This window comes from Pseudarthrobacter sp. S6, from assembly GCF_050156575.1.
Lineage (GTDB): Bacteria > Actinomycetota > Actinomycetes > Actinomycetales > Micrococcaceae > Arthrobacter.
Window position 1 is genome coordinate 3,006,029 of record NZ_CP189581.1, and the last position, 24,894, is coordinate 3,030,922.

Genomic DNA, 24,894 nt, shown 5'->3' on the forward strand with positions numbered 1-24,894 from the left:
GTACCGGCCAGGAGGTCACCATGAACGTCCCTATTTACCGGCAGGCCCTGGGCGAGGACTACTACCGGCTGCAGCCTGAGCTGCAGGAGTACTTTTCCCTGGCGCCCGGCTCGGGGCATTATGGCGTCGGAGAGGGCGTGTTCGATGTTGTGGGCTGCCGGCAGGCCTGGCTGCGGCCTCTCCTCAAGCTCACCTCCGGCGAAGACGCGTTTTTCCCGGACTACGGCGAAGGGATCCCCTTCCGGATTGAAAACCATGCGCACCAGGATCCATTCGGCCGTTCCAGCCTGACTGCCCGGCGGGAAATCCGTTTCCCAGGGCACATGCGGATTTTCCAGGACACCACCAGCCTCGTGGATTCCGGCGGCAGCCCGCGGCTGGTGGACTACCTGGGCCGTTTCCGGCGCATGGTGACCGACCTCAAGCTCAGTGTGACGGAGGAGGGCAGGCTGCGCGGCGTTTCCGACGCCTCCCGGCTGTTTTTGGGACCCCTCCGACTTCCGCTGCCGGCCACGGTTGACGCCAAGGCCTACGCCGAACAGTGGTGGGACGGCGATGCCGGCGAGCACGGTAAGCACCGGATCCAGGTCAAGGTCATCCAGCCACAGATCGGGCTGGTCCTGGTCTATGCGGGCGGCTTCGACTACCGCCTGCGTCCTTACATTGGCGGCAGTTCGGCGCAGAGTTTCCTGCCCCGCTACGCCCGGCCTGACCGTTGGGAAAACCGGACGTAGCTGTTGGCCGTACGCGCGTTCAAACGGTGGGCCCGCTCAGCCGTGTGCGCGTTGGTTCAGCCCGTCGGCCACCTGGGTGAGCCGGCCCAGCACCGCTGTGGCGGTGACCGGCGTATGGCCGGAAAGTCCCGCCGAGGGGGTGACCCGGATACTGCCGAGGGACGACGCCGGGAGCCCCAGCTCGTGCCACGGCCGCCAGACGGACTCCACCACGTCGGCCACCCTGGGCAGCGTGCCGCGGCTGACGTCCAGGGCGCCGGCCCAGATCCGTTTGCTTGCCTCCACCGCCGTGGCCAGCTGCTCCCACTGCCGTGTGGTCAAAGCCCTCAGCGGCACGGCCACGCCGTCGGCACCGGCGGCAATGATCCGGTCGATGGGGGCCTCAATTTCAGGCACGGAGATAACGATTTCGGCGGCCCCCGCGGCGCGCAGTGCCTCGATCACCATCTGCCAGGACTCGGTGATCTCCTGGCCACCCACCGCCCGCAGCGTGCGGTAACCGCTCGACGTGGGAATAGTGCCGGCCAGTACGGCGGCGATATCAGGCTCATCGACCTGTACCACCAGCCGCGCGCCCGGAACCGCGCTGGAGATCCGGGACAGGTAACCACCAACCCCTGCGGCAAGTGAGTCGGCAATGTCCCGGCGTGCGCCGTAGTCGATCAGTGCCCGTTCACCGTTGTGCAGGTGCAGCCCGGCGGCTAGACCCAGCGGGCCCAGCAGTTGAACCTTTAGTTCAGGGGCCGTGGCGTCCTCGGCGCCCGCAACGTCGGCAAGGACATTAATGTCCGTGGACAGTGCCGACGCGGCCCGGCGGAAATCCTTGCCGGGACGGTCCACCAGCCGCCAGCCGTACGGCTGGACATCCACGGCCATTTCAACCAGGAGTGCGGCCGTCCGCCCCAGGGCGTCGGAGCCGACTCCACGGTCCGGAAGCTCAGCCAGGAATGGCAGGTGCGGGCTGCCGAGCTCGCCGCGGATAATGCGGGCAGCCTCCACGGGGTCCTCCCCCGGCCAGGGCCCAAGCCCGGTGGCAGTTACTTCCACTCTGCAGCGGCCTGGTGGTCCTCGGCGATGGCTTCATGATGGCGGATGACCTCGCCGATGATGAAGTTCAGGAACTTCTCCGCAAAGGCGGGATCGAGGTGTGCATCCTCTGCCAGCCGCCGGAGACGGGCGATCTGGGCGGATTCCCGGCCGGGGTCCCCTGCGGGGAGCCGGTGCGCGGCCTTGAGGAAGCCCACTTTCTGGGTGGCCTTGAACCGTTCGGCCAGAAGGTAGACCAGGGTCGCGTCGATGTTGTCGATGCTGGAGCGGATGGACAGCAGTTCCGCCATCACCGAGTTGTCCACCTGGCCTGCCAGCGAACTCGCGGCGGCATCGTAGGTGTCGGTGTCGGGAACATCGTGGTTTTGCTGCGTCATGGTCCAAGTCTATGGGGCGGCCGCGGAAATCCTTCCGGCGTTAAGCGGCGGACGGACACCCCGCCTGGTGGGGCGGGATGTCCGTCTGGTGGTTCCGCGGCTGTGGGGTCGCCGCTGTGGCGTCGCCCGGAGCGCCTACTGCGCCAACAGCGCCCGGTGTGCTTCCCGGCGTCGGGCCTGTTCGTCCGGATCAGGAACCGGCAGCGAGGCAATCAGCCGTTTGGTGTAGTCGTGCTGCGGCGCGCCCATCACCTGGCTGCCGATGCCCTGCTCCACGAGTTTGCCCTTGTAGAGGACACCCACCCACTGCGACAGGATGTCCACCACCGCGAGGTCGTGGCTGATGAACAGGGCCGCAAACCCGAACTCGGCCTGGATTTCCTTGAAGAGTTCCAGGACTTTTGCCTGCACGGAAACGTCCAGGGCCGACGTCGGCTCGTCAGCGATGAGCAACCGCGGGTTCAGGATCAGCGCCCGCGCCAGGGACGCCCGCTGGCGCTGCCCGCCGGACAGCTCGTGCGGGTACCGTTCAGCGTACGACGCCGGCAGCTGCACCGATTCGAGCAGTTCAGCCACGCGTTTGCGCGCCTGCGCCGGGCTCGGGTCGGTGTGGATGATCATGGGTTCCGCTACGCAGTCACCGATGGTCAGCTGCGGGTTGAAGGACGCGGCCGGATCCTGGAACACAAAGCCAATATCCTTCCGGAGGGGTTTGAACGTCCGCTCCTTGAGGTTCAGCATCTCGTAGCCGAGTACCTTCAGGCTGCCGCCCGTGGTCCGGTTCAGGCCCGCGATGGCCCGGCCGATGGTGGTTTTCCCGGAGCCCGATTCGCCCACCAGTCCAAAGACTTCGCCCTGGGACACGGTGAAGCTGACCCCGTCCACGGCCTTGAAGGCCGGTGTTCCCAGCCTGCCGGGGTACTCGATGGTCAGGTCGGTTGCCTCCACCAGCACGGGCGAGCCCTGGTGGGCGCGTTCCAACAGGCCCTCCGACGCCGAGTTCCGGCCCAGGTGGGGCACGGCGGCCAGCAGCTTCTTGGTGTAGTCCTCTTTGGGTTCGGCAAACAGCACCCGCACCGGCGCTTCCTCCACCACGTCACCCTGATACATCACCACCACGCGATCCGCGAGATCGGCCACCACGCCCATGTTGTGGGTGATCAGCACGATCGAGGTGCCGTACGTGTCCCGAAGATCCCGAAGCAGCTCCAAGATTTCGGCCTGGACCGTGACATCCAGGGCCGTGGTGGGTTCATCGGCCACAATCAGTCCCGGGTTCAGGGCCAGCGCGGCGGCGATCACCACGCGCTGCTTCTGGCCGCCGGAGAACTGGTGCGGATAATAGTTGACCCGGTGCTCCGGATCCGGGATCCCCACTTTACGCAGCGCCTCAATGGCACGGGTCTTGGCATCCTTGGCCGAGACCCGTTTCCCGCCGGCGCTGCCGGCGTGGGCACGGATGCCCTCGGCAATCTGCCAGCCGACGGTGAACACGGGGTTCAGGGCTGTGGACGGTTCCTGGAACACCATGGCCACATCGCGGCCGCGGATCTGCCTCAGCTTCGCGGCGCTGACGCTGATCACGTTGTTCCCGTTAATCAGGACGGCGCCCCCGCTGGTGGCGGTCTCGGGCAGCAGCCCAAAGATGGTTTTCGCGGTCACGGTTTTCCCTGATCCGGATTCGCCCACGATGGCCAGGACCTCGCCGGAGCGGACGTCCAGGCTCACATCCTTCACGGCGTAGACGTCCCCGCCGTCGGTGGCGAAGGTGACTTTGAGGTGGTCGATGGCAAGGACCGGCTGGTCCGCCTGCCTGGACTGGTCAGATACCGAATCAATATTGATGGTCAAAATCCCCTCACATCCGCTGAGATGGCGGCCTGCGCGGCCGCGGTTGATGGTCCAGGGGCGCCCTTGGCGCCTGCAGCCTTGCGTCCGCGCAGTCGCGGATCGTTCAGGTCATTGATGCTTTCTCCCACGAGGGTGAGGCCAACCACGGTCAATACGATGGCGATGCCTGGGAACACTCCGGTCCACCAAATGCCGGAGGAGGCATCGGACATGGCCTTGTTCAGGTCAAAACCCCATTCGGCGGCGGAGCTTGGCTCAATACCGAAACCGAGGAAGCCCAGGCCTGCCAGTGTGAGGATGGCTTCGGAGGCGTTAAGCGTGAAAATCAGCGGCAGGGTCCGGGTCGCGTTGGAAAAGATGTGCCGCCTTATTATCCTGGCGCTGGAGGCGCCAACAACCTGCGCTGATTCCACAAAAGGCTCGGCCTTGAGCCGGATGGTTTCCGCCCGTATCACCCGGAAGTACTGCGGGACAAACACTGCTGTGATGGCGAACCCGCAGGCGAAGATGCCGCCCCAGAATCCTGACTGTCCTTTGTTGATGGCAATCGACATCACGATGGCGACGAGGAGTGTCGGGAAGGCGTAGATTGCGTCAGCAATCACCACCAGCACACGGTCCAACCAGCCACCGAAGTAGCCGCTCACCAGCCCGAGGAACACGCCCAGGAAAATGGACATCAGCACGGCAGCAACAATCACTGCCAAAGCTGTCTGCGATCCCCAGATCACCCGGGACAGGACGTCGTAGCCACCCACTGTCGTTCCCAGCAGATGCTTGCCACCGGGTTCGGCCTGCGCCGGGAACGAACCGGCATCGTCGGAAATCTGGGAATACCCGTACGGTGCCAACAGCGGCGCGAATATCGCAGCCACCACAAAAACAGTGCAAAGCACGACGCCGATGAGCAGCATTGTGCGTTGCAGCCCAACGCTTTGGCGGATGTGGGATGAGACAGGTAGCCGGTCCAGCAAGGACTTCTTTGTCGGTTCCATTGATGTGGTGGCCATCAGTACCTCACCCGCGGATCAATCAGGGCAGCGGCAATATCCACCACGAAATTGGTGATCGCCACAACGACGGCCAGCAGCATAACGATGCCCTGGACGGCAACAAAGTCACGTGCAGTCAGGTACTGCGCCAGCTGATAGCCCAGGCCCTTCCACTCGAACGTGGTTTCCGTCAGCACCGCACCGCCGAGCAGCAAGGCAATCTGCAGACCCATCACCGTGATGATGGGAATCAGTGCCGGCTTGTAGGCATGCTTGGTCACCAGGCGGTATTCGCTGACTCCGCGGGACCGGCCTGCCTCAACATAGTCCTTACCCAGTGTGCCGATCACGTTGGTGCGGACCAGGCGGAGGAAAACGCCGGCCGTCAGAAGGCCCAGCGCGACGGCGGGAAGCACTGCATGGTGGACAACGTCGCCAAAGGCTGCCACGTTGCCGCTGCGTAGGGCGTCCAGCCAGTAGACACCGGTGGGCGCCGCCAGCCTGCCCATCGCCAATTCGGTTGTGGTGGAAGCGCGGCCGGCCACCGGGAACCAGCCCAGACCCACCGAGAAAGTCAGCTTCAACAGCAAGCCGGCAAAGAAGACAGGGGTGGCGTAACAAAGGATGGCGAACATGCGCAGGAAAGCGTCCGGAACCTTGTCGCGTTTGTGGGCGGCGAACATCCCCAGCGGTATCCCTACGAGCAATGCCACCACCACGGCGTTGATGCTCAGTTCCAAGGTGGCGGCACCAAATTTGGCGAGCATCTCAATGACGGGCCGGCCATCTGAAATGGTCCGGCCGAAGTTGCCGGTGGCGATGTTGCCAAGGTACTCGATGTACTGGATGAAGAGGTTCCGGTCGTAGCCTGCCTGGTGTACCAAGGCGTCAATTTGCTCTTGCGGAAGGCGTCCGCCCTGGGCCGCCGTAATGGGATCGCCGGTGATCCGCATCAGAAAGAAGACCAGGGTAACGAGGATGAAAATTGTCGGGAAAATGAGCAGGAAGCGAATCAGGATGTACTTCCCGAGGCCACCTCCCGCAGATTTGGAGGTGGGGGCCGCAACCGTAGGCGGCGGCGCATCAATTAATGTGGCCATGCTGTCCCTGCTTGGTTTGATCTAGAAATTGTGGAGCCAACGCGTAGGAGGCAGGGCCATCCGGCCCCACCTCCTCACGCGGGTTTGTTCGGTATTGCCCGGAATCCAGGTCGCTACTTGGAAACGGTGCCGAGCCGGAACTTGAACGATGCATCCAGGGTGGAATCCACACCCTTCACGTTGGTCCCTGAAACGGCCACTTGGGCGCCCTGCAGCAACGGCAGAGTGGAGATGTCCTTGGCCAGCAGGTTCTGGACCTCCTGGATTGTCTTCTCACGCTCGGCCTTGTCGGCGGTGACCAACTGCTTGGCGACCAGCATTTCGACCTCAGGGTTTGAGTAGTGGTTGTTCATGAACCCACCGCCCACAAAGAAGGGTGTCAGGTAGTTGTCCGCGTCGCTGAAGTCCGGGAACCAGCCCAGCTGGAAGACGGGGTAGCTGTCCTTCTTCGACGCTGAGTTATAGGTGACCCACTCGGTGGACTGAAGATCCACCGTGAACAGTCCGCTCTTCTCCAACTGGTCCTTGACCATAGCGTATTCGTCACCGGATGACTTGCCGTAGTGGTCGGGGTTGTACTGCAGCTTGATAGTCACGGGGCCTGTGATGCCGGCGTCGGCCATGACCTTCTTGGCCTTGTCCAGGCTGGGTTTGCCGGAGCCGTCCCCGTACGCATGCTTGAACGATTCGTTGGCCCCCACGAACCCGGAGGGGACGTTGGACCACATTGGCAAGTAGGTGCCCTTGTAGACCTGGTCCGAGATGGCCTGGCGGTCGATGAGGTTCGCAGCGGCCTGCCGGACGGCAAGCGCCTTCTTCGGGTCAGCGTCCGGAGCCTTTGCGCCGTACGGCATGGTGTCGAAGTTGAAGACGACGTACCGCATCTCGCCGCCGGGGCCAACGTGGACCGTGACGTTCGAGTCCTTCTTGAGGTCATCGATGTCCGTGGCGCTCAGGGTGCGGTTGGCAACATCGATCTGGCCGCCCTTGACCTCCAACTTCATGTTGGTCTGGTCGGTGTAGTACTTGATGGTCGCCCCGGCGTTGGCCGGCTTGCCAAGAACGCCCTTGTAATCGGGCCACGCCGTCAGGCTGACCAGCGTGTTCTTGTTGTAGGAGTCGATGACGTACTGGCCGTGGAACGCCTTGGCCTTGACAATTTCGTCGTCGGCAACCAGTTTGTCCGCCGGGAAGACTTCATCGTCAACGATCACGGCGGCCGGGCTGGTCAAAATCTGCGGGAACGTTTGGTCGTTGGCCTGCTTCAGCGTGAAAACCACGGTGCTGGCATCAGGCGTGGCGATGGACTCAATATTGGTCAGCAGTGATGCCGGGCCATTGGGATCGTTGATTTTTTTCTGGCGATCAAACGAGAACTTGACGTCTTTGGAATCCAGCACGTGTCCATTGGCCCATTTGAGGTCGCTCTTCAGCTTGACCGTGAATTCGGTGGGCTTGGTGAATGATGACGATTCGGCAAGGTCCGGCACGGGATCGGCGCCTCCGGGCTTGGAATTCAGCAAGAAGGAGTAAACCTGGTTGATCATCATGAACGAACCGTTGTCGTACGAGCCTGCCGGGTCCAGTGCTACGACCTTGTCCGTAGTGCCGTACGCAATGACGCTGCTTGCATTCTCCGAGGCTGTGCTGCCACCGCCACCATCTGTGGGGCCGGTGCAGGCCGTTAATGCGAAGGCGGAAACGCCTGCGAGCGCGATAACGCTCCGCAAGGCTTTGGTGCTCTTGGTCATCTGTGAACTTTCTGTTCGATGAGTACGCGCTCGCCGCCCGCAAATGGGTGTCTTGGCTTGAGCGGGCAGCGCGCTGTCCTGATGCCTAGATTCAACCAGACGCCGGACTCATCAACCGGCATTTTTGTGAGTTGAGACACAAAATTTACCTGACCAGGGTGAATTTGCTCCGTCTCAGAGCTCCGCGCGCTGCAAAGACCGGGCAGCATCGATGGTGGCCTGCCCCAGGACGCGGCTGCCCTGGTACAGGACCACCGTCTGGCCGGGCGCCACACCGCGCAACGGTTCGGTCAGGGTTACCAGCAGATGAGGTGCATCCTCGCCGGGCAGCACACGCGCGGTTGCCGGCACGGGGTCCCCATGGGCGCGGACCTGCGCGTAGCAGTCAAACTCGGCGCCGGTTTCGATTTCCGCGATGGGCAGGCCGGCCCAGGACACCTTGATGCCGCGGATCTCGTCAATGGCCAGCAGCGCCTGGGGCCCCACCACCACTTTGTTTTCCTTAGGCCGGATCTCCAGGACGAACCTGGGCTTGCCGTCCGCTGCGGGCGTACCAAGCTTCAGGCCGCGGCGCTGGCCCACGGTGAACGCGTTGGCCCCCGGGTGCTCCCCCACCTTTGTGCCGGTCTCGTCCACGATGTCGCCGGTGCTCATGTCGATCTTCTCGGCGAGCCAGCCCGCGGTGTCGCCGTCGGGAATGAAGCAAATGTCGTGGCTGTCGGGCTTGTTGGCCACCGACAACCCCCTGCGCTCAGCCTCGGCCCGAACTTCAGCCTTGGAAGGTGTGTCCGCCAGCGGGAACATGGAGTGTTTGAGCTGCTCGTGGGTCAGGACACCCAGGACGTAGCTCTGGTCCTTGGCCCAGTCAGCGGCGCGGTGCAGCTCCGGATTACCGTCAGCGTCCTGGATGACCTTGGCATAGTGGCCGGTGCAGACGGCATCGAACCCCAGGGCAATAGCCTTCTCCAGCAAGGCTGCGAACTTGATCCGCTCGTTGCAGCGCATGCAGGGATTGGGCGTCCGCCCAGCCGCGTACTCATCGATGAAGTCCTGGACCACGTCTTCCTTGAAGCGTTCCGAGAAATCCCAGACGTAGTAGGGAATGCCCAGCACATCGCAAGCCCGCCACGCATCGCGGGAGTCCTCGATGGTGCAGCAGCCGCGGCTGCCCGTCCGCAGGGTGCCGGGCATCCTGGACAGCGCAAGGTGAACGCCGACGACGTCGTGCCCGGCTTCGACGGCACGTGCCGCGGCAACGGCGGAGTCGACTCCACCGCTCATGGCTGCTAGAACTCGCATGCTGGCTTTCTTTAGGGTTCGGGGGATGCAGGCAGAGGCGGCTGCCGATCAACCGGTGGCCGCAGAAATAGCACAATGCCTGCCTCACCAGTCTATCGCCACGCCGAATCCTCCCCAAAAGACCCTTGACCCGGCAGGCCTTCACTTCTAAAGTCAGAATATACAGTTTTAGAATTCGAGCACGCACCAGCAGGAATCGGGCGGACATGGCTGAAGACATTGAGACCGCGGGGGGCATTGTGATTGCCGGCGGCGGACTCGCCGGGGCCACCGCGGCCAAGACCCTGCGGGCGGAAGGGTTCGACGGCCCGGTGACCATCATCGGCGCCGAGAGCCATCATCCCTACCTGCGTCCGCCCTTATCCAAGGAGTATCTTCTTGGGAAGGCCGGCGAGGAGGCCGTCCCGGTGGTGCCGCCAGGCTGGTACGCGGAGAACGACGTCGGCCTCCGCCTGGGTGCCCGTGTCACGGGCATCCGGCCGGACGCCAGGACGGTGGAACTGGACGACGGAAGCAAACTGGCATACGGTTCCCTGCTGCTCGCCACCGGAGCGACGCCCCGCACCCTGCGCCTACCGGGAAGCGACCTTGCCGGCGTGTCCACGTTCCGCACCCTCGATGACAGCCGACGGCTACGCAGCAGCCTCGCGACGGGCGGCCTGAACGTGGTGATGATCGGCTCCGGCTGGATTGGCATGGAACTTGCTGCGGCTGCCGCCACGTACGGCAACAACGTCACCCTCCTCGGTCTGGAAGAGATCCCCCTGGCCGGGGCTATCGGTCCCGACCTCGGAAGGTTCTTCCGCGTACTCCACGAAGCCAACGGCGTGAGCTTCCGGCTTCCTGCCTCAGCGCGGGAAATCACCGGCGACGGCGGCGCAGTCACCGGGGTGATCACCGATACCGGAGAGGTGATCCCGGCGGACCTCGTAGTCATCGCCGTCGGCGTGGTTCCGGAGACCGGCCTCGCCCAGGCGGCCGGCCTGAGCCTGGACAACGGGATCCTCACAGACGCCTCCCTGCGGACCAGCGCGCCCGGCATTTTTGCCGCCGGCGACATCGCAAACGCCCTGCACCCCTTCACCGGCCAGCACCACCGCAGCGAGCACTGGTCCAACGCCCTGAACGGCGGAAAGGTGGCCGCCAGGGCCATGCTCGGCCAGGACGCGGTCCTGAGCACGATTCCCTATTTCTACACCGACCAGTACGACGTCAGCATGGAGTACTCCGGCTTCCCGGCCCTGGCTGCCGGCACTGAGCCGGTGATCCGGGGATCGCTGGCGGACAAGGAGTTCATCGCGTTCTGGCAGCAGGATTCCAGGGTGGTGGCCGGGATGAGCGTCAACTGGCCGCGGAAGCCGCAGCCTGGCGCGCAGAGAACCATCAAGGCCCTCATCTCGGCCAGGAAGCCCGTCTCGGCAGAGCATCTGGCCGACAACTCCGTTGGGCTTGATCAGCTCCTGCCGGAGGACGCCTGACGCGCTACCGTTCCCGCAGTCTGGATCGAGGATTCATGCCCGGCCATCCCAGCCTGGCGGGCACGCTGGTACGCGCCGGGGAGCGCCGTCAACAAGGCATCCACGTCCGTTTCGGCGGAGGCGTGCCCCAGCGTGAAGCGCTGCGCACCGCGGGCCGTCGCCTCGTCCAGCCCCATGGCCAGCAGCACGTGGGACGGTCGTGGGACACCGGCGGTGCAGGCTGATCCCGTGGAGGATTCCACCCCCGCCAGATCCAGCAGGAACAGCAGGGAATCCCCCTCGCAGCCAGGGAACGTAAAGTGTGCGTTGCCTGGCAGCCGCCCCTCCCCCGGTGCGCCACGGAGCACAGCTTCGGGCACCAGCTCAAGAACGCCGTCGATGAGCCTGTCCCGCAGGGCAGCAATCCTCGCAGACTCCGCGGCGAGCTGTGCGGCGGCGGTTTGGGCGGCCGCAGCGAAGGCGGCGATGGACGCCGTGTCCAGCGTCCCGGAGCGCACGTCGCGTTCCTGGCCGCCACCGTGCTGCACCGGGGTCAGCTTGACGGCCCGTCCCAACAAGAGTGCGCCGACTCCCACCGGTCCGCCGATCTTGTGCCCGGAAACCGACATGGCGTCCAGTCCGGAGGCCTTGAAACCCACCGGCAGCGAGCCGAAGGCCTGCACGGCATCCGAATGAACCGGCACCCCGGCGGCATGCGCCAGCTCCACAATCCTGTGGACCGGCTGGATGGTGCCCACCTCGTTGTTGGCCCACATCACCGTCACGAGCGCAATGGTCCCAGGGTCCCGGGCCAGCTCGGCGGCGAGGAGATCCAGGTCCACCACGCCTTCGCTGTCGACCGGAAGCCAGGTGACACTGGCGCCCTCGTGCCGCTCCAGCCATTCAACGGTGTCCAGCACGGCGTGATGCTCGACGGCGGAGCAAAGGATGCGCCGCCGTGCCGGGTCCTCGCCGGAACGGGCCCAGTACAGGCCCTTGACGGCGAGGTTGTCCGATTCAGTGCCTCCGGACGTAAAGATGACCTCGGAGGGATGGGCGCCTGCCGCCGTCGCGATGGCTTCCCTGGCGTCCTCAACGGAGCGGCGGGCCCGGCGGCCCGAGCCGTGCAGGGACGAAGGATTGCCAGTGCGGGAAAGTTCCCGGGTCAGGGCCGCCAGCGCCGCGGCAGAAAGTGGCGTGGTGGCTGCATGATCGAGGTAGACGGGCACGCCTCAATTCTAGCGGCGCCCATGGCGCACATCCGCGGCCCTGGCCGATCAGGCGTCAGGGCGGGGTGATTCTGGCACAGCACTGGCCCGGCTCACTGTTCGGCGCCACCCGCTCCTCCTGCTCCCCACACGCCACTGCCGCGCCTTGCAGAAACGACCCGTTCATGGCGCAGACCACGTCCGGGTGCCCGTCCGCCAGCCGATGGAACGGGCAGTTCATTAGGACGAAACCGCCCGCGCCGTCAGGCCGTGGCCCGTAGCCTTCTCCTTCGAGGAAGTCCGTCAGGCTGGCTGCACCGGAGGCCATTGCCTGACCCTTGCCGAACGACGCGGCCAGCAGAGAACCGCTCACCGGGCCGCCGGTCGCTGTGGAATGCTCGATCGCCGCGACCAACAGCTCAGCGGCGAGATCATAGTTGCGGTCCGGCACGGAGGCACCAACCTCGCTCGTTGCCTGCCGGTACATTTTCGCCGGCCGTCCGGAACCGGGACCAGACTTCCCGGCAGCCTTATGGAATTCCACCGCCAGCAGTCCGTCCTGGACCAGCCTGTCGAGGTGGAAGGATGCCGTGCTCCTCGGCAGCCCAAGGGCCAGCGCTGCGTCATCGCGCCCGACTGCGGCATCCGAGGCGGCGATCAGCTCAAAAATCTGCCGGCGCTTCTCGTCGCCCAATGATGCGACAGCCGCCATGCGGCGGCCCCACGGAAGTCTGCGCACGCTGTACCCCTCACTCTAAAAACAACATCCATTGCTTAATCCAACCCATGTTTCTAAAATAATGATACCTACTTTTAGAAGGAGTCCACCATGACAACCAACGCGAAAATCAACGCAGGCGGCCAGCTTCAGTCGATGGCACCGGACCGGCAGGCGTTCTTCCTGCTGCGCACCGTCTTCACCGTCGCGCCGATTCTCTTCGGTCTGGACAAGTTCACCAACATCCTGACGGACTGGGCCATCTACCTGGCACCGGTTGCCACCGCTGTGGTGCCCGTGTCGGCGCAGACCTTTATGTACCTCGTCGGCGTCGTGGAGATTATCGCCGGCATTGCGGTGGCGGTCCGTCCACGCTTCGGCTCCGTGCTGATTGCCGTCTGGCTGCTGGGCATCATCATCAACCTGCTGGTCCTGGGCAGCTTCTACAACGTTGCCTTGAGGGACTTCGGCCTGCTCGTGGCCGCGCTCGCCCTGAACCGCCTGTCACCTGCCGGGTCCTGGCGCAGGCACGGCAAGTAACCGGCACGGCTAATTCGACGGCGGTACCAAAAGGAGGCGTCCTGCGACGTCGGCCCGGGCGGCTGCCAGTGTGGCGTCGTCCGGGCAGGCCACGCAAATGTAGACCGACGATGCGGCGGCACCGAACACCCTGGCCATCACCGCCGTCGACCTGACGCCTGGTTGGCCGGGCTTCTCCAGCACCAGCACCTCGGCCGCTGGCCCCGGCTCGCCACCCTCACCGCCCCACCGCATTGACTGGGTCTTCAGGTAACCGGGCAGGATGCTCGGATCAAGGTACGTGAAGAGGCCAATGGTTGACTCCTTATCGTCCTGGCGCGCCAGCGGCACCTGGTTGGTACGGACCTTGGCCGCCACCAGACAGCCATCAGCCTTCAAATACTGGCTCTCGCCAGCCACGTCCTCCTTGACCTGCTGCCAGCCGGGCATTTCCTTCAGGCCGTCCGAGATCCCCACGGGGACTCCGGCGGCCAGGGAACCGCCAGCGGAGAACGGCATGTCCTTTGCGGCCACCGCTTCTGCGTCATGGCCAGGGGTAATGCTAGGGGTGGCCAGGGCGGTGCCGGTGGGCTCCACTTTTGGGGCGGCCGGATCGGGCACGCCAACACTGCAGCCTCCCAGTGCTGTCACGCCAAGCAGCGCCCCCCACGAGTGCAGCCGCCTGTGCCTTCACGTCCACCCCAACATGTTCGCCCGGACGGCCAGCCTGCCGCCACCCTCAAAGAGTCTAGACGCCGGCCGCGGGAACTGCTGGCGCTGGCGCAGACGTTGTGTGGGCAGGCCATAAACTGGGCGCACCGGGCTGCCCGCGGTGGACTGGCCAGACGAAGAAGAGGATGAGTGTTTGACCGAGAGCAGCAGCTCCTACTACGAGGTGCTCCGAGTCGCCGTGACAGCCACCGACAAGGAGATCAAAGTGGCCTACCGCCGGGCCGCACGAAAGGCCCATCCTGACCATGGCGGAGATGCCGCAGCCTTCCGGCAGGTGACGGCAGCATACGAAACCCTGATGGACCCCACGCGCCGGAAGGCCTACGACCGCTCCTATGCTGCAAGGACTTCCCGCGACATCGATGATTCGGCCGGACCGCATTTTGATGCGCCGGCGGCGGGCACCCATGTCTCGGCCACCGTGCACAGGACCACCACGCCCCGCAATACCGCGGGTGACCCGCCCGTTTACTTCCCTTCCTACGATGCTGCGGCTTTCGAGGCGTCCGGCACGGTGCCGCTGATCCCGTTCGCCCAAGCCAGCCAGCAGGTACACGGGACGCCACGGAAACGGGGCATTTTTGGCGCTGAGGCCAGAATCCAGCGCGAACTGCGCACCGTGCAGCTCATCACCCGCCAGGTCCTGCCCGCGGTCCCTGCGGCCCGGCTGGTGAACGGCCTGCAGTCGCCGGCCGACAACAGCCACATCGACCACGCGCTCCTGTCCGGCTACCGGCTGGCGCTGATCGGGTCCATGCTGCTGCCAAAGGGGGCCTACGCCTGGGACGGACAGACGCTGAAGCACGGCGGACGCTCCATCGCGCCGCCGCAGCTTGCCCATGTTGTCCGGGCCATGCAGGACATCTTCCCGGAGCTGAACGTCACGGGCTGGACGGTCATCCACAGCGCCGACGGCAACCTCCACGAACCCGTCATTGACCGCCACCGGCGAACAGCCAACACCTCCGAAGCCATTCAGGTGGTCAACGCAGCGGGCCTGGTCCGCGGCCTCAAACAATTTCTCTCCGCCGGCCCCACGCCCAACACAGTCAATGTGTCCGTGCTCGCCAGGCTGCTTCGCGGGATGCACTGAGACTAGGATTGGACGGTGTTCCGAATCCTCTTCCATGCCCCCGAAATCCCCGGCAACACCGGCAACGCAATAAGGCTGGCTGCCATTACCGGCGCCCAACTGCACCTGGTGGAACCCCTCGGCTTTGATTTCTCGGACGCCAAGCTACGCCGCGCCGGGCTGGACTACCATGACCTCGCCGTCGTCACCGTCCACAAAAACATCGAGGATGCCTGGCGCGAACTGCAGCCGGAGCGTGTGTACGCCTTCACTTCGGACGGCACCGCCAGCTATGCGGACATCGCCTACTGCCCGGGCGACGTGCTGATGTTCGGCCAGGAATCAGTTGGCCTGCCTGAAAACCTCAAGAGCGATCCGCATGTCACGGCCACCGTGCGACTCCCCATGCTGCCGTCCCTGCGTTCCCTGAACCTGGCTAACGCGGCGTCCATTGCGGTCTACGAGGCCTGGCGGCAACAGGGATTTTCCGGCGCCCAGATTTGAGCGCCCTCGGCCCATCCCCCGGGCCGCCGGCACCGAATTACTCCTGACAGCAATTCCGGGGCGAGGAGGAAGGAGCGGTAGGTGACACTGTTGGAGACGAGGCGGGCTAAGCCGCCGGCTTTCCCCTTTCCCTGGGGCAGCACCGGACGGAATGCTCAGGTTTTACCGCCGGGCGACCTATGCTGGGTAGTGATGGAAACTCCGAATAGGCCAAACTACGAGGCCCCGGCCGCAGTAACAGACACACCGGCGGATCTCAGCAAGCGCTTGGCCGGGCTGCTGGCACGCATAGCCGGCGGCGACCAGGCCGCGTTTGCCGAGTTCTACCAATTGACATCCCGCCGGGTTTTCGGCATGGCCCGGCGAGTGCTCATCGATCCCGAACTCAGCGAAGACAGCACGCAGGAGGTTTTCCTCCAAGTATGGCAAAACGCCGCGAAGTTCAACCCGGAAGCAGGCAGTCCGCTCTCCTGGCTGATGACCATTTCGCACCGCCGGGCCGTGGACAAGGTCCGTTCCTCGCAGTCGGCCACCGACCGCGAGGCGAAGTACGGTGCCAGCAGCCAGGACGTGGACCACGACTCCGTCTCCGCCGAGGTGGACAGCAGGCTCGAGGCCGAGGCAGTGGTCCGGTGCCTGGAAACGCTGACCGATACACAACAGGAATCCGTGCGGCTTGCCTACTACGGCGGCCTCACCTACCGCGAAGTCGCGGAAAAGCTAAACGCAGCAGTACCCACCATCAAGTCCCGCATCCGCGACGGACTGATCCGCTTGAAAACCTGTCTGGGGGTGAGTTGAGATGACAGAAATGAATAGTCAGGGAGGCCCCCGCCGTCCAAGCTCTTTCGGAACTGAGATCGCTGCCGACCTCGAATCCGGGCGGGCCGTGGATCTCGCCGAGCTCTATGCTCTGGACGCGATCACCGATACCGAACGCGCCGCTATTGAGCGCTATATCTCGGCCTCGCCCGACGCCGAGCGCAGCGCCTTCTTTGAGCGTGTCCGCCAGGCCCGGGAGACTCTCGCGACGTCCTTCACGGCTGAGGCCGAGCCTCCCGCTGACCTTTTCGCCCGCATCGTGTCGCAGTTGCCGTCGCTCGCGCAGCTGCCAGCCGATGGGCCCGCCGCAGTCACAGCGGCCCCTGCCGCCACGGCCACGCCGGCAACACAGTCGCCGGCAGATGGCTCGGATGAGCTCGCTGCGGCCCGGGTCCGCCGGGAAGAACGACGCCGGCCCGCCGGCGCCCGCCGCTGGCTCACCGCTGTGGCAGCCGCCGGCGTGATCGCCCTCGGTGGCGTGGGAGTGGGTGCGTACATGGCAGACCAGAACGACCCCCTGAACCAGGTGGTCCGGGCCGGCGACGTCCGCGAAGCATCCGTACCCGTCTCCGCCGGCGGCACTGCCACCGTGCTGATTTCTTCATCGAAGGATGCCGTGGTGGTCAAGATGAACGGTGTACCCGCGCCGCCGGCCGGCAAGGTCTACCAGATGTGGCTGATCCCGAAGGACGGCTCGGCACCGGTTTCCCAGGGCCTGATGGACGAAGCTGCCCTGTCGAAGCCTGCTGTGGTGAAAGGCATTGCGTCCGCTGCAGCGCTCGGCATCACCGTGGAGCCTGTGGGTGGCTCGGCCACCCCGACATTCCCCACCGTGGCTGCCGCACCTCTGGGCGCCTGAGCAAACCCTTCGAGTTTTTGTCCAGATAATGTGCCTCAGACGGCGTTTAGGGCACGTTATCTGGACAAAAACTCAGGGGCTGCGCCAAAGGCCAGCCGCGCCACCACCGGAAATCCTAGAACCCGGCGATCGTCCCTGGGCCGTTGACGGCAACCACGTGGAATGCTTCGGCGCTGCGGCCCTCGACAAAGCCCGCACGCCGGGCATTCGCGTGCATGCCGCTGCGCACCGCTGATTCCATGGCCGCGACGTCGGGATGCTGGCTCACGTGCACGTGGATTGCCTCAAGCTTGGCGTCCACATGGTCGGTAACGTCCACAACATGGTTCTCGCGCTCCTCCGGCCCGGCGTAGAGCCACAGCCACGGCAGCTTATAAGCCTCAAGGCCGGCCTCAGCCAGCTCGGGATAGGCGAACGGGTTTTCCACTGCAGGATAGACGGCCCGGGTCACCGCCTCCCCCACAGCGAGGTGGTCCGGGTGGCTCTTCTGCAGACGGTTCCAGTTCCGTTCCGGATGCATGGAAAGCACGACGTCGGGACGGATTTGCCGGATCAGCTTGACCACACCCTTCATCACCTCATGCGTCGGTTCCAGGTAGCCGTCGCGCTCATGGAGGTAGTGGATTTCGGTTACACCCACGAGTGCGGCGGCCCGGCGCTGCTCGGCCGCCCGTAGCGCGATGATCTCCACCCGCTGCGCAGGGTCGAAGCCGCCCGCGTCGCCGTCGGTCATGATGCAGTAGCTGACCTGGATCCCCGCGGCCGTCCAGGCGGCGATGGTGCCGGCCGCACCGAAGTCGATGTCGTCCGGATGGGCGGCGAAACAGAGCACCCGCCCAATCCGGTGGATGTCCGGGTCGAACGGGCTCTGTGCTGAGGCAGCGGCGTGGGCCAAGGTCAGCCTTTTCGCTTCTTGATTTCTTCGGTGGCCTGCGGAAGGACGTCGAAGAGGTCCCCGATGATGCCAAAATCAGCGATTTCGAAGATCGGCGAATCGGCGTCTTTGTTCACGGCCACGATGACCTTCGCTGTCTGCATCCCGGCTTTCTGCTGGATGGCTCCGGAAATGCCGGCGGAGATGTACAGCTGGGGCGACACGGTCTTGCCAGTCTGGCCAACCTGGGCGTCGTGGCTGATCCAGCCGGCGTCCGTGGCTGCACGGGAGGCGCCGACGGCAGCACCGAGGGCGTCCGCAAGCTGCTCCACGGGACCGAAGTCGCCGTCCACGCCGCGTCCGCCGGCCACCACGATGCGGGCGTCCGAAAGATCAGGGCGGCCGCTGGCCACCTTCAGCTCGCGGGCGGTGATGCGGGCCGCCGTGGTGGTGGCATCCGCCGGCACTTCGATGGTGGACGTCTCCGGAGCGGAAACCACGGATGCTGGCTCGGGCGTGACGTTGTTGGCCTTCACCGTCAGGACGGAAACCGCCGTGGTGGCCCTGGCAGCGGTGGTGTAGGAACCCGCGAGGACCGACTTGTGCGCCGTACCATCGGCGTCAACCGCCACAACGTCAGTGATGACGCCGGCGTTGAGCCGGATGCCGAGCCGCGCTGCGATCTCTTTGCCTTCGGGCGAGTTGTCCAGGAGGACCGTGTCCGCACCGGCTGCGCTGGCGGCAGCACCGAGATAGGCTGCCTTCGCCGAGACAAGGTAGTCATCCAGGTCCTGGGCGGAGGGCCGGAAAACGGCGCTGACGCCGTATTCGGCGAACGTGGCCGAAACACCTTGATGCAGTTCGCCGTTCAGGGCAACAGCGGTCTCGCCGAGGGAGCGTCCCAGGGTAAGCAGTTCGAGGGTGCTCTTCTTCAGGGCGTCGCCGGGGTTGTCAATGAATACGAGTACGTTTGCCATGTCTGTGATCCCTCTTAGAGCAGCTTCTGGGCGGCCAGGAAGTCGACGAGCCTGACTCCGGCGTCGCCTTCGTCGGTGATGATGGTTCCAGCCGTGCGCGGCGGGCGTTCCTCGGCAGCTGTTACCGTGGTCCAGGATCCGGCGTGCCCCACGTGCGCGGGATCAACTCCTATGTCGGCCAGGGACAGGGTAGTGATGCTCCTGCGCTTGGCCGCGATGATGCCCTTGAAGTTAGGGTAGCGCGGCTCGTTGATCTGGTCCGTCACGGAGACCACCGCGGGCAGCGAAGCTTCGACGGTCTCCGAGTAGGTGTCAGCGTCGCGGCGCGCGGTGAGCCGCCCGCCGTCGACCGTTAGCGAAGACGCGAAGGTGACCTGAGGCAGGCCCAGTCGCTCGGCGAGCTGGGCCGGCACCAATGACGTCTCGCCGTCGGTGGACGCCATGCCGGTGAGGACAAGGTCCACCGGGGCGCCGGTTCCCAGGTGGCGGATGGCGGCCGCGAGCGCCAGCGACGTGGCGGCGGCATCTGAACCTGCCAGCCCACTATCGGTGAGGTGCACACCTTCGGTGGCGCCCATCTGGAGTGCCTTCTTCACCGCGTTCACCGCACCGGACGCGCCCATGCTCAGCGCAATGACCTGGTTGCCGGCCTTGGCGCCACCGCGGGCCTCAGCCAGCTGCAAAGCGGCCTCAAGAGCGTACTCGTCCAGCTCGGAAAGGATGCTTTCGTCACGGTCCGTCGTGTAGCCCTCGCCGGTGAGGTGACGGTCAAACTGTGCGTCCGGTACATGCTTGACCAGGACGATGATCTTCAATGTCTCTTCCACTGTATTTACAGCAGCCTTCCATGCTTGTGGACAGCCAGCCGGATAGGGTCATGGCCTCGGAACGCCCGGGGTACGGGTAGATCCTAGCTAACCATATAGCCGTCCCCCGTTGCCGTCCCGTTAACGCCTGTGTCACGGCCCTGCCCTGCGCGCACTGGGAACACGGGGAACACGAACGACGGCGGCGGCGATCACCTTGGTGAGCCCCGCCGTCGTCCGCTGTTTATGGTTGGCCGTTCGTCCTGCTGCCCAGTCCCTACTGGTCCGCTGCGGTGCCAAGCGTGACGTCGAACGTCTGTTCCTGACCGTTGCGCAGGACCGTGAGCTTGACGGTGGAGCCGCCGGCCTGCTCGCGGACGGCCGCGGTCAGCTGGTTGGGCTCGCTGATGACCAGGTCATTGAACTTGGTCACCACATCGCCCACCTTGATGCCTGCCTTGGCTGCCGCTGAGTTTGCCTCTACCGTGGCCACGTCAGCGCCGACGGAGAACCCTGAGGTGGTCCCGCTGGATGACTTGTCCCGAACGCTGACACCCAACTGGCCGTGGGATGCCTTGCCGGTGTCGATAATCTCCTGCGCCACCCGTTTGGCGTTGTTGATGGGGATGCTGAAGCCCACACCGATGTTGCCGCTCGACGCGGAATCGGAGCCAGCGGACGCGATGGCCACGTTAACGCCGATGATCTCGCCCTTGCTGTTGACCAGGGCACCACCGGAGTTGCCGGGGTTGATGGCGGCATCCGTCTGGATCACATTGATGGAGATGGACCCCTGGTTTGCGGTGCTTTGGCCTTGGCCACCGTTTGGCGGCGCGAACTGGAAGCCCTGATCGCCGCCCTGCGAGCTGCTGTCACCGTTCTTGGGTGCCGCCGACGAGGCAACGCTGATGGTCCGGTTCAGCGTTGAGACGATACCGTCGGTAACGGTGCCGGTCAGGCCAAGCGGGGAGCCGATCGCGATGGCCGTGTCACCCACATTGAGCTTGCCGGAATCTCCGAGGGTCGCAGGGGTGAGGCCGGACGCGTTATCCACCTTGATGACCGCCAGGTCAGACAGCGGGTCGGTGCCCACGAGCGTGGCCTTGAGGACCTTGCCCGCACTGGTGCGGACCTCAAGGGCCGCGTTGGCGCTCTGGCCATCCAGGGTCACCACGTGCGTGTTGGTCAGAATGTGGCCCTGGTCGTCCAGGACGATGCCCGAGCCGGTCCCGCCGGAGCTGCCGCTGGAAGCGCTGATGGTCACCACGCTGGGGGAAGCCTTCAGCGCTGCTGCCGTGATGGCGTTGACGTCGTCCCTGTTGTTCACGATGACGGTGTCAGGCTGGCTGCTGCTGCTCGCCGCCGACGAGGATCCGCTGTTGAAGAGGTTGCCCGAACCCACTGTGGCTACGCCGCCACCCACGAGGCCGGCGGCCAGGATGCTTGCCACCAGGGTGCCGACGCCGAACGAGGCTTTTCGGCGGGGCGCGTCGGCCGGGTTCGGGGCAGCGTTGTACGGGCCCGCGTTATATGGGACTGCGTTGTACGGGCCCGGACCGTTGTGGCCCGGGTTGTGCTGACCTGGGTTGTGCTGGCTCGGTGTCTGTTGGCCATGGAAGGGCTCGCGGGGAGGATAACCCGGACCGGCCGCACCCGGCAGCGGCTGGGTGGGGTTATCGGGTGCACCGGATCTGTCCAGCTGTTCGGTCGGATTAGCCTGACCGGTAGCGTCACTGCGGACCTCCGCAGGGCTCTGGTCCGCATTCCGGTTCTCATCCGGTTTGCGGTTCTCCGGCGCTGCACCCTGGGTTGGGTTCTCAGTCATTGGACTTCCTTTCATCCTCGTCTGCATTAACTATGTACCGTCTGGCTGGAACTGGGGCGAACGTTGGCTGGGAGGTTGCTGGGAGGCCGAATTCCGCTGCCAACAGGCTCTTCCGGGGGTTTCGCTGGTGGCATATTCGCCGCTGTGGACGCACCAGGAGGTGCACCATAGAATCAAAAGGAAATGCCACAGCGACCTGCGGCTTTGCACCACGCGTGGGGGCGCTGCTGCATTCTGAGACGCTCATTCGTCCCGAATCGGTGTCAGTCGTGCTGAAGGGTTGCACATGCGGTCAAAGTTCAAACGTATCCTCGCCGTGATCGGCCTGACCGGGCTGCTCGCGGTTCCTGCCGGGGCGGCCTGGGCTGAACCGCCCGTGACGCTGGATCCGGCGACCAAGATTGTGGACTCTGCCGGCGTTCTCGGTTCGAAGAAGGCTGATGTACAGGAAGCAATCAAGAAGCTGGGGACCGATCACGCCACCGTTCTCCATGTTGTCACGGTCAAGAAGTTCGAAAACCCAACCGACCGCGAAGCGTGGACGGACGAAGTAGCCAAAAAGGCCAACCTCGGACCTAACGCATTGATTTTTGCGGTGGCTACCGAGACCAGGCAGTACATCCTGAATAAACCCGGTGGCAGCAAGATCACCACCGCCCAAATTGAAAACATCAAGAGCAAAGCCATCGGCCCGCAGCTGGCCAATGACGACTACGCCCAAGCGGCAATTAACGCCGCTGCAGCCATCGGCGATGCCGCAGGCGGTGGCAACGGCAACGTCCCAGGTGACGGGGCCGGCGCTGGGGTCCTCGTCGGCGTAGGCGTCGTAGCCGCCGGTGGGGCTGGCGCCTATCTGTACCTCCGCAACCGGCGCAAGAAGGCCGCTCTGTCGTCCAGCGCCAGCTACGGTCCCCAGGGTGCCGAGCTCGATCCGCTGGCCTCGCTCAGCATCGAGGAACTCCGGCGTAAGGGCGGCTCGCTGATCATCGAGGCCGACGACGCCATCAAGTCCAGCGAACAGGAACTCGGATTCGCGGAGGCCCAGTACGGCGATGCCGCGGTGGGGAACTTCACCAAGGCCCTGGCCGAAGCCAAAGCCCACATGTCCGAATCCTTCAAGCTCCAGCAGCAGCTTGACGACCACATTCCGGACACGGAAGAACAGCAGCGCAGCTGGCTCGGCGAAATCATCCGCCGCTCAGAGGCAGCGCTTAGCTCGCTTCAGGAACAGAAGGCCGACTTCGATTCGCTCCGCGAGCTCGAGAAGAACGCCCCGCAGGCACTGGCGGCCATCAGCGCCGGAGCCCACGAAGCCGACGCCAAGATCGCCAGCGCCGAACAGTCACTGACGGCTTTGCGTGCCAAGTATGCAGACAGTGCGCTGGTGCAGGTCGCTGACAACATCACCCAAGCCAAGGAACGGCTGGCCTTTGTGCAAAATGCCACGGCCACCGCCCAGGAGAAGCTCACCGCAGGCGAGGGCAGCCTCGCCGCGGTCGCCGTGCGGGCCTCTGAAGAGAGCCTGCACCAGACCAACGTGCTGCTGAACGCCATCGCCAAGGTTTCTGCCAGCCTTGATGAAGCCCGTACCGGCCTGGAGGCGGCCGTCGTTGAGACCTCCCAGGACCTCGCGCAGGCGAAGGCCATGATTCAGTCCGGCGAACACCCCGAACTGGCCGGCCCGGTGGCCGGCGTTGAAGCCGCGCTGGGCCAGGTCAAGGCCGAAATCCAGGGCGGGAAGATCGATCCCATCGCCACCCTGCGGCGGGTTGAGACGGCGCACCAGGCGCTGGACCAGTCCCTCACCGGCATCCGGAACCAGCAGGACCAGGCCCGCCGCGCCCAGGCGTCACTGCAGCAGACCATCATGTCGGCCCAGGCCCAGATCGGCGCCACGTCGGACTACATCACTGCCCGTCGTGGCGGCGTAGGCACGGAAGCCCGTACCCGGCTCGCCGAGTCCCAGCGCAACCTCGACTACGCGCTGTCCATCTCCCGCAACGATCCCGTTACTGCCCTCACGTACGCCCAGCAGGCCCACGCCCTCGCGGCCCAGGCAGCGCAGCTCGCCCAGGCCGACGTCGACAACTTTGGTGGCTACGCCAACCAGGGCTTCGGCGGCGGGGGCATGTTCGGCGGTCGCGGCGGAGGCGGTGGCGGCCTCGGTGGCGCCATCCTTGGCGGTATCCTCATCAACTCCATCCTCAATGGCGGCAGCGGCGGAGGCTGGGGCGGTGGCCACAGTGACGGCGGCGGCTGGGGCGGTGACTCCGGCGGCGGCGATATGGGCGGCGGCTGGGGCGGCGATTCCGGCGGCGGCGGGGACTTCTGACCCATCACAGGCTAGGCGCCGGACGGGATCACCCTGCCGGCGAAACAAGCGGTACAACAACTGTTCACTGATCTCAGTGGCCACCATTGAGCAGGACGAAAGGTAACACCATGGTTAAGCAGTCCATTTTCGGCCGGATCGCACAGCTGGCAAAGGCAAACATCAACACTTTGCTGGACAATGCTGAGGATCCGCAGAAAATGCTGGACCAGATGGTCCGGGACTACACCAACAACATTGCGGAGGCTGAATCCGCAGTCGCCCAGACCATCGGCAACCTCCGTATGCTCCAGGATGACTACCGCGAGGACATCAAGAACGCCCAGGACTGGGGCAACAAGGCCCTCGCCGCATCTCGCAAGGCTGACGAATACCGCAGCGCCGGCGACAGCGTAGACGCCGAGAAGTTCGACAACCTCGCCAAGGTAGCCCTGCAGCGCCAGATGTCCGCGGAAAGCGAAGCCAAGGGTGCTGAGCCGAGCATCGCCTCGCAGACCGAGGTAGTGGACAAGCTCAAGTCGGGCCTGGACCAGATGAAGGGCAAGCTCAACGAGCTGACCAGCAAGCGTAACGAGCTGGTTGCCCGCTCCAAGACGGCCGCGGCACAGTCCCAGGTGCACGATGCCATCAAGAGCATCGACTTCATGGATCCCACCAGCGAAGTTGGCCGTTTCGAAGAGAAAATCCGCCGCGAAGAGGCGAAGGTCCGCGGCCAGCAGGAGCTTGCCGCGTCGAGCCTGGACGCCCAGTTCAATCAGCTGGAAGATCTTGGCGAGCAGGTGGAAATCGAGGCACGCCTGGCAGCGCTGAAATCCGGCGGTGCCAAACCGGCCATCGGCGCTTCCGGCGCGAGGTCCGAGTCCACAGTCGACGAAGCCGGCTTCGACAAGCTGTAGCCAGCCGCGTCCGCCGCTGAGCGGGCCAGCCGGGGCCGGGGTTCATCATGAACCCCGGCCCTTGCTATGCCCGGACAGCACCTCCCACCGGTAGTGCAACCGGCCCCGGTGCGGCCGTGGTCGCGGATGTGTAGCGTGGAGG

23 protein-coding genes are annotated in these 24,894 nt (G+C 64.9%); 9 read left to right on the forward strand and 14 right to left on the reverse strand.

The genetic code is table 11. From position 1 onward, the window contains the following. Positions 1 to 20: 20 nt before the first annotated feature. Positions 21 to 734 (forward strand): DUF4166 domain-containing protein, encoded by a 714-nt coding sequence (locus tag ACQCS0_RS14320; RefSeq protein ID WP_354153501.1) that lies wholly within the window; start codon positions 21 to 23, stop codon positions 732 to 734. Positions 735 to 770: 36 nt separating this feature from the next. Here ACQCS0_RS14320 and ACQCS0_RS14325 read toward each other — a convergent pair whose 3' ends face one another. The 7 genes from ACQCS0_RS14325 to mnmA all read right to left on the reverse strand — a co-directional run bounded on the left by ACQCS0_RS14325 (position 771) and on the right by mnmA (position 9,151). Further along, entirely contained in the window at positions 771 to 1,781 is a 1,011-nt protein-coding gene (locus ACQCS0_RS14325) for a hypothetical protein (protein WP_354153500.1), read from the reverse strand. Beyond that, positions 1,772 to 2,158 (reverse strand): chorismate mutase, encoded by a 387-nt coding sequence (locus ACQCS0_RS14330; RefSeq protein ID WP_056343785.1) that lies wholly within the window; start codon positions 2,156 to 2,158, stop codon positions 1,772 to 1,774. Before ACQCS0_RS14330 ends, ACQCS0_RS14325 begins: the two co-directional genes overlap by 10 nt. Before the next feature lie 135 nt (positions 2,159 to 2,293). After that, entirely contained in the window at positions 2,294 to 4,009 is a 1,716-nt protein-coding gene (locus ACQCS0_RS14335; protein WP_426939802.1) for an ABC transporter ATP-binding protein, read from the reverse strand. Further along, positions 4,006 to 5,019 (reverse strand): ABC transporter permease, encoded by a 1,014-nt coding sequence (locus ACQCS0_RS14340; protein WP_354153498.1) that lies wholly within the window; start codon positions 5,017 to 5,019, stop codon positions 4,006 to 4,008. Before ACQCS0_RS14340 ends, ACQCS0_RS14335 begins: the two co-directional genes overlap by 4 nt. Next, positions 5,019 to 6,101, reverse strand: coding sequence for an ABC transporter permease (locus ACQCS0_RS14345; RefSeq protein WP_354153497.1), 1,083 nt, complete (start codon positions 6,099 to 6,101; stop codon positions 5,019 to 5,021). The genes ACQCS0_RS14340 and ACQCS0_RS14345 overlap by 1 nt, the downstream gene beginning before the upstream one ends. Before the next feature lie 113 nt (positions 6,102 to 6,214). Next, positions 6,215 to 7,852 (reverse strand): ABC transporter substrate-binding protein, encoded by a 1,638-nt coding sequence (locus tag ACQCS0_RS14350; RefSeq protein WP_354153496.1) that lies wholly within the window; start codon positions 7,850 to 7,852, stop codon positions 6,215 to 6,217. Between the two features lie 174 nt (positions 7,853 to 8,026). Continuing rightward, complete coding sequence (gene mnmA, locus ACQCS0_RS14355) at positions 8,027 to 9,151, reverse strand: tRNA 2-thiouridine(34) synthase MnmA (RefSeq protein ID WP_354153495.1); 1,125 nt, start codon at positions 9,149 to 9,151, stop codon at positions 8,027 to 8,029. A gap of 206 nt (positions 9,152 to 9,357) precedes the next feature. Here mnmA and ACQCS0_RS14360 point away from each other — a divergent pair, with 206 nt between their 5' ends. Continuing rightward, the gene (locus ACQCS0_RS14360; protein WP_354153494.1) at positions 9,358 to 10,629 is read left to right on the forward strand and encodes an FAD-dependent oxidoreductase; all 1,272 of its coding nucleotides are present in this window, start codon (positions 9,358 to 9,360) and stop codon (positions 10,627 to 10,629) included. On the opposite strand, the gene ACQCS0_RS14365 is transcribed toward ACQCS0_RS14360, so the two are convergent. Both ACQCS0_RS14365 and ACQCS0_RS14370 read right to left on the reverse strand, forming a co-directional pair. Continuing rightward, positions 10,605 to 11,837, reverse strand: coding sequence for a cysteine desulfurase family protein (locus ACQCS0_RS14365; protein WP_354153493.1), 1,233 nt, complete (start codon positions 11,835 to 11,837; stop codon positions 10,605 to 10,607). The two genes, ACQCS0_RS14360 and ACQCS0_RS14365, sit on opposite strands and share 25 nt — an antisense overlap. A gap of 55 nt (positions 11,838 to 11,892) precedes the next feature. Further along, positions 11,893 to 12,528, reverse strand: coding sequence for a helix-turn-helix transcriptional regulator (locus ACQCS0_RS14370; RefSeq protein ID WP_426939803.1), 636 nt, complete (start codon positions 12,526 to 12,528; stop codon positions 11,893 to 11,895). Between the two features lie 117 nt (positions 12,529 to 12,645). On the opposite strand from ACQCS0_RS14370, the gene ACQCS0_RS14375 reads away from it, so the two are divergent. After that, positions 12,646 to 13,074, forward strand: coding sequence for a hypothetical protein (locus ACQCS0_RS14375; protein WP_354153491.1), 429 nt, complete (start codon positions 12,646 to 12,648; stop codon positions 13,072 to 13,074). Positions 13,075 to 13,083: 9 nt separating this feature from the next. Here ACQCS0_RS14375 and ACQCS0_RS14380 read toward each other — a convergent pair whose 3' ends face one another. Continuing rightward, a complete protein-coding gene (locus tag ACQCS0_RS14380; RefSeq protein ID WP_354153490.1) occupies positions 13,084 to 13,704 on the reverse strand; it encodes a hypothetical protein in 621 nt (206 codons plus the stop codon). A gap of 214 nt (positions 13,705 to 13,918) precedes the next feature. Between ACQCS0_RS14380 and ACQCS0_RS14385 the strand changes: the two genes are divergently transcribed. From ACQCS0_RS14385 to ACQCS0_RS14400, 4 genes are all read left to right on the forward strand, one after another. After that, a complete protein-coding gene (locus ACQCS0_RS14385; protein ID WP_354153489.1) occupies positions 13,919 to 14,878 on the forward strand; it encodes a J domain-containing protein in 960 nt (319 codons plus the stop codon). Positions 14,879 to 14,893: 15 nt separating this feature from the next. Continuing rightward, complete coding sequence (locus ACQCS0_RS14390; RefSeq protein ID WP_354153488.1) at positions 14,894 to 15,361, forward strand: tRNA (cytidine(34)-2'-O)-methyltransferase; 468 nt, start codon at positions 14,894 to 14,896, stop codon at positions 15,359 to 15,361. A 192-nt stretch (positions 15,362 to 15,553) separates the two neighbouring features. After that, positions 15,554 to 16,162 (forward strand): ECF RNA polymerase sigma factor SigK, encoded by a 609-nt coding sequence (gene sigK / locus ACQCS0_RS14395; protein ID WP_354153487.1) that lies wholly within the window; start codon positions 15,554 to 15,556, stop codon positions 16,160 to 16,162. Position 16,163: 1 nt separating this feature from the next. Further along, positions 16,164 to 17,042, forward strand: coding sequence for an anti-sigma factor (locus ACQCS0_RS14400; RefSeq protein ID WP_354153486.1), 879 nt, complete (start codon positions 16,164 to 16,166; stop codon positions 17,040 to 17,042). A gap of 115 nt (positions 17,043 to 17,157) precedes the next feature. On the opposite strand, the gene ACQCS0_RS14405 is transcribed toward ACQCS0_RS14400, so the two are convergent. The 4 genes from ACQCS0_RS14405 to ACQCS0_RS14420 all read right to left on the reverse strand — a co-directional run bounded on the left by ACQCS0_RS14405 (position 17,158) and on the right by ACQCS0_RS14420 (position 21,524). Next, complete coding sequence (locus tag ACQCS0_RS14405; protein WP_354153485.1) at positions 17,158 to 17,937, reverse strand: PIG-L deacetylase family protein; 780 nt, start codon at positions 17,935 to 17,937, stop codon at positions 17,158 to 17,160. Between the two features lie 2 nt (positions 17,938 to 17,939). Next, on the reverse strand, positions 17,940 to 18,893 hold the full coding sequence (locus ACQCS0_RS14410; protein WP_354153484.1) for an electron transfer flavoprotein subunit alpha/FixB family protein: 954 nt from the start codon (positions 18,891 to 18,893) through the stop codon (positions 17,940 to 17,942). Positions 18,894 to 18,907: 14 nt separating this feature from the next. Then, positions 18,908 to 19,708 (reverse strand): electron transfer flavoprotein subunit beta/FixA family protein, encoded by an 801-nt coding sequence (locus tag ACQCS0_RS14415; RefSeq protein ID WP_354153781.1) that lies wholly within the window; start codon positions 19,706 to 19,708, stop codon positions 18,908 to 18,910. Positions 19,709 to 19,976: 268 nt separating this feature from the next. Then, on the reverse strand, positions 19,977 to 21,524 hold the full coding sequence (locus ACQCS0_RS14420; protein ID WP_354153483.1) for a trypsin-like peptidase domain-containing protein: 1,548 nt from the start codon (positions 21,522 to 21,524) through the stop codon (positions 19,977 to 19,979). A gap of 286 nt (positions 21,525 to 21,810) precedes the next feature. On the opposite strand from ACQCS0_RS14420, the gene ACQCS0_RS14425 reads away from it, so the two are divergent. Next, a complete protein-coding gene (locus tag ACQCS0_RS14425) occupies positions 21,811 to 23,856 on the forward strand; it encodes a TPM domain-containing protein (RefSeq protein ID WP_354153482.1) in 2,046 nt (681 codons plus the stop codon). 110 nt (positions 23,857 to 23,966) lie between these two features. Beyond that, positions 23,967 to 24,752, forward strand: coding sequence for a PspA/IM30 family protein (locus ACQCS0_RS14430; protein WP_354153481.1), 786 nt, complete (start codon positions 23,967 to 23,969; stop codon positions 24,750 to 24,752). Positions 24,753 to 24,894 lie beyond the last annotated feature (142 nt).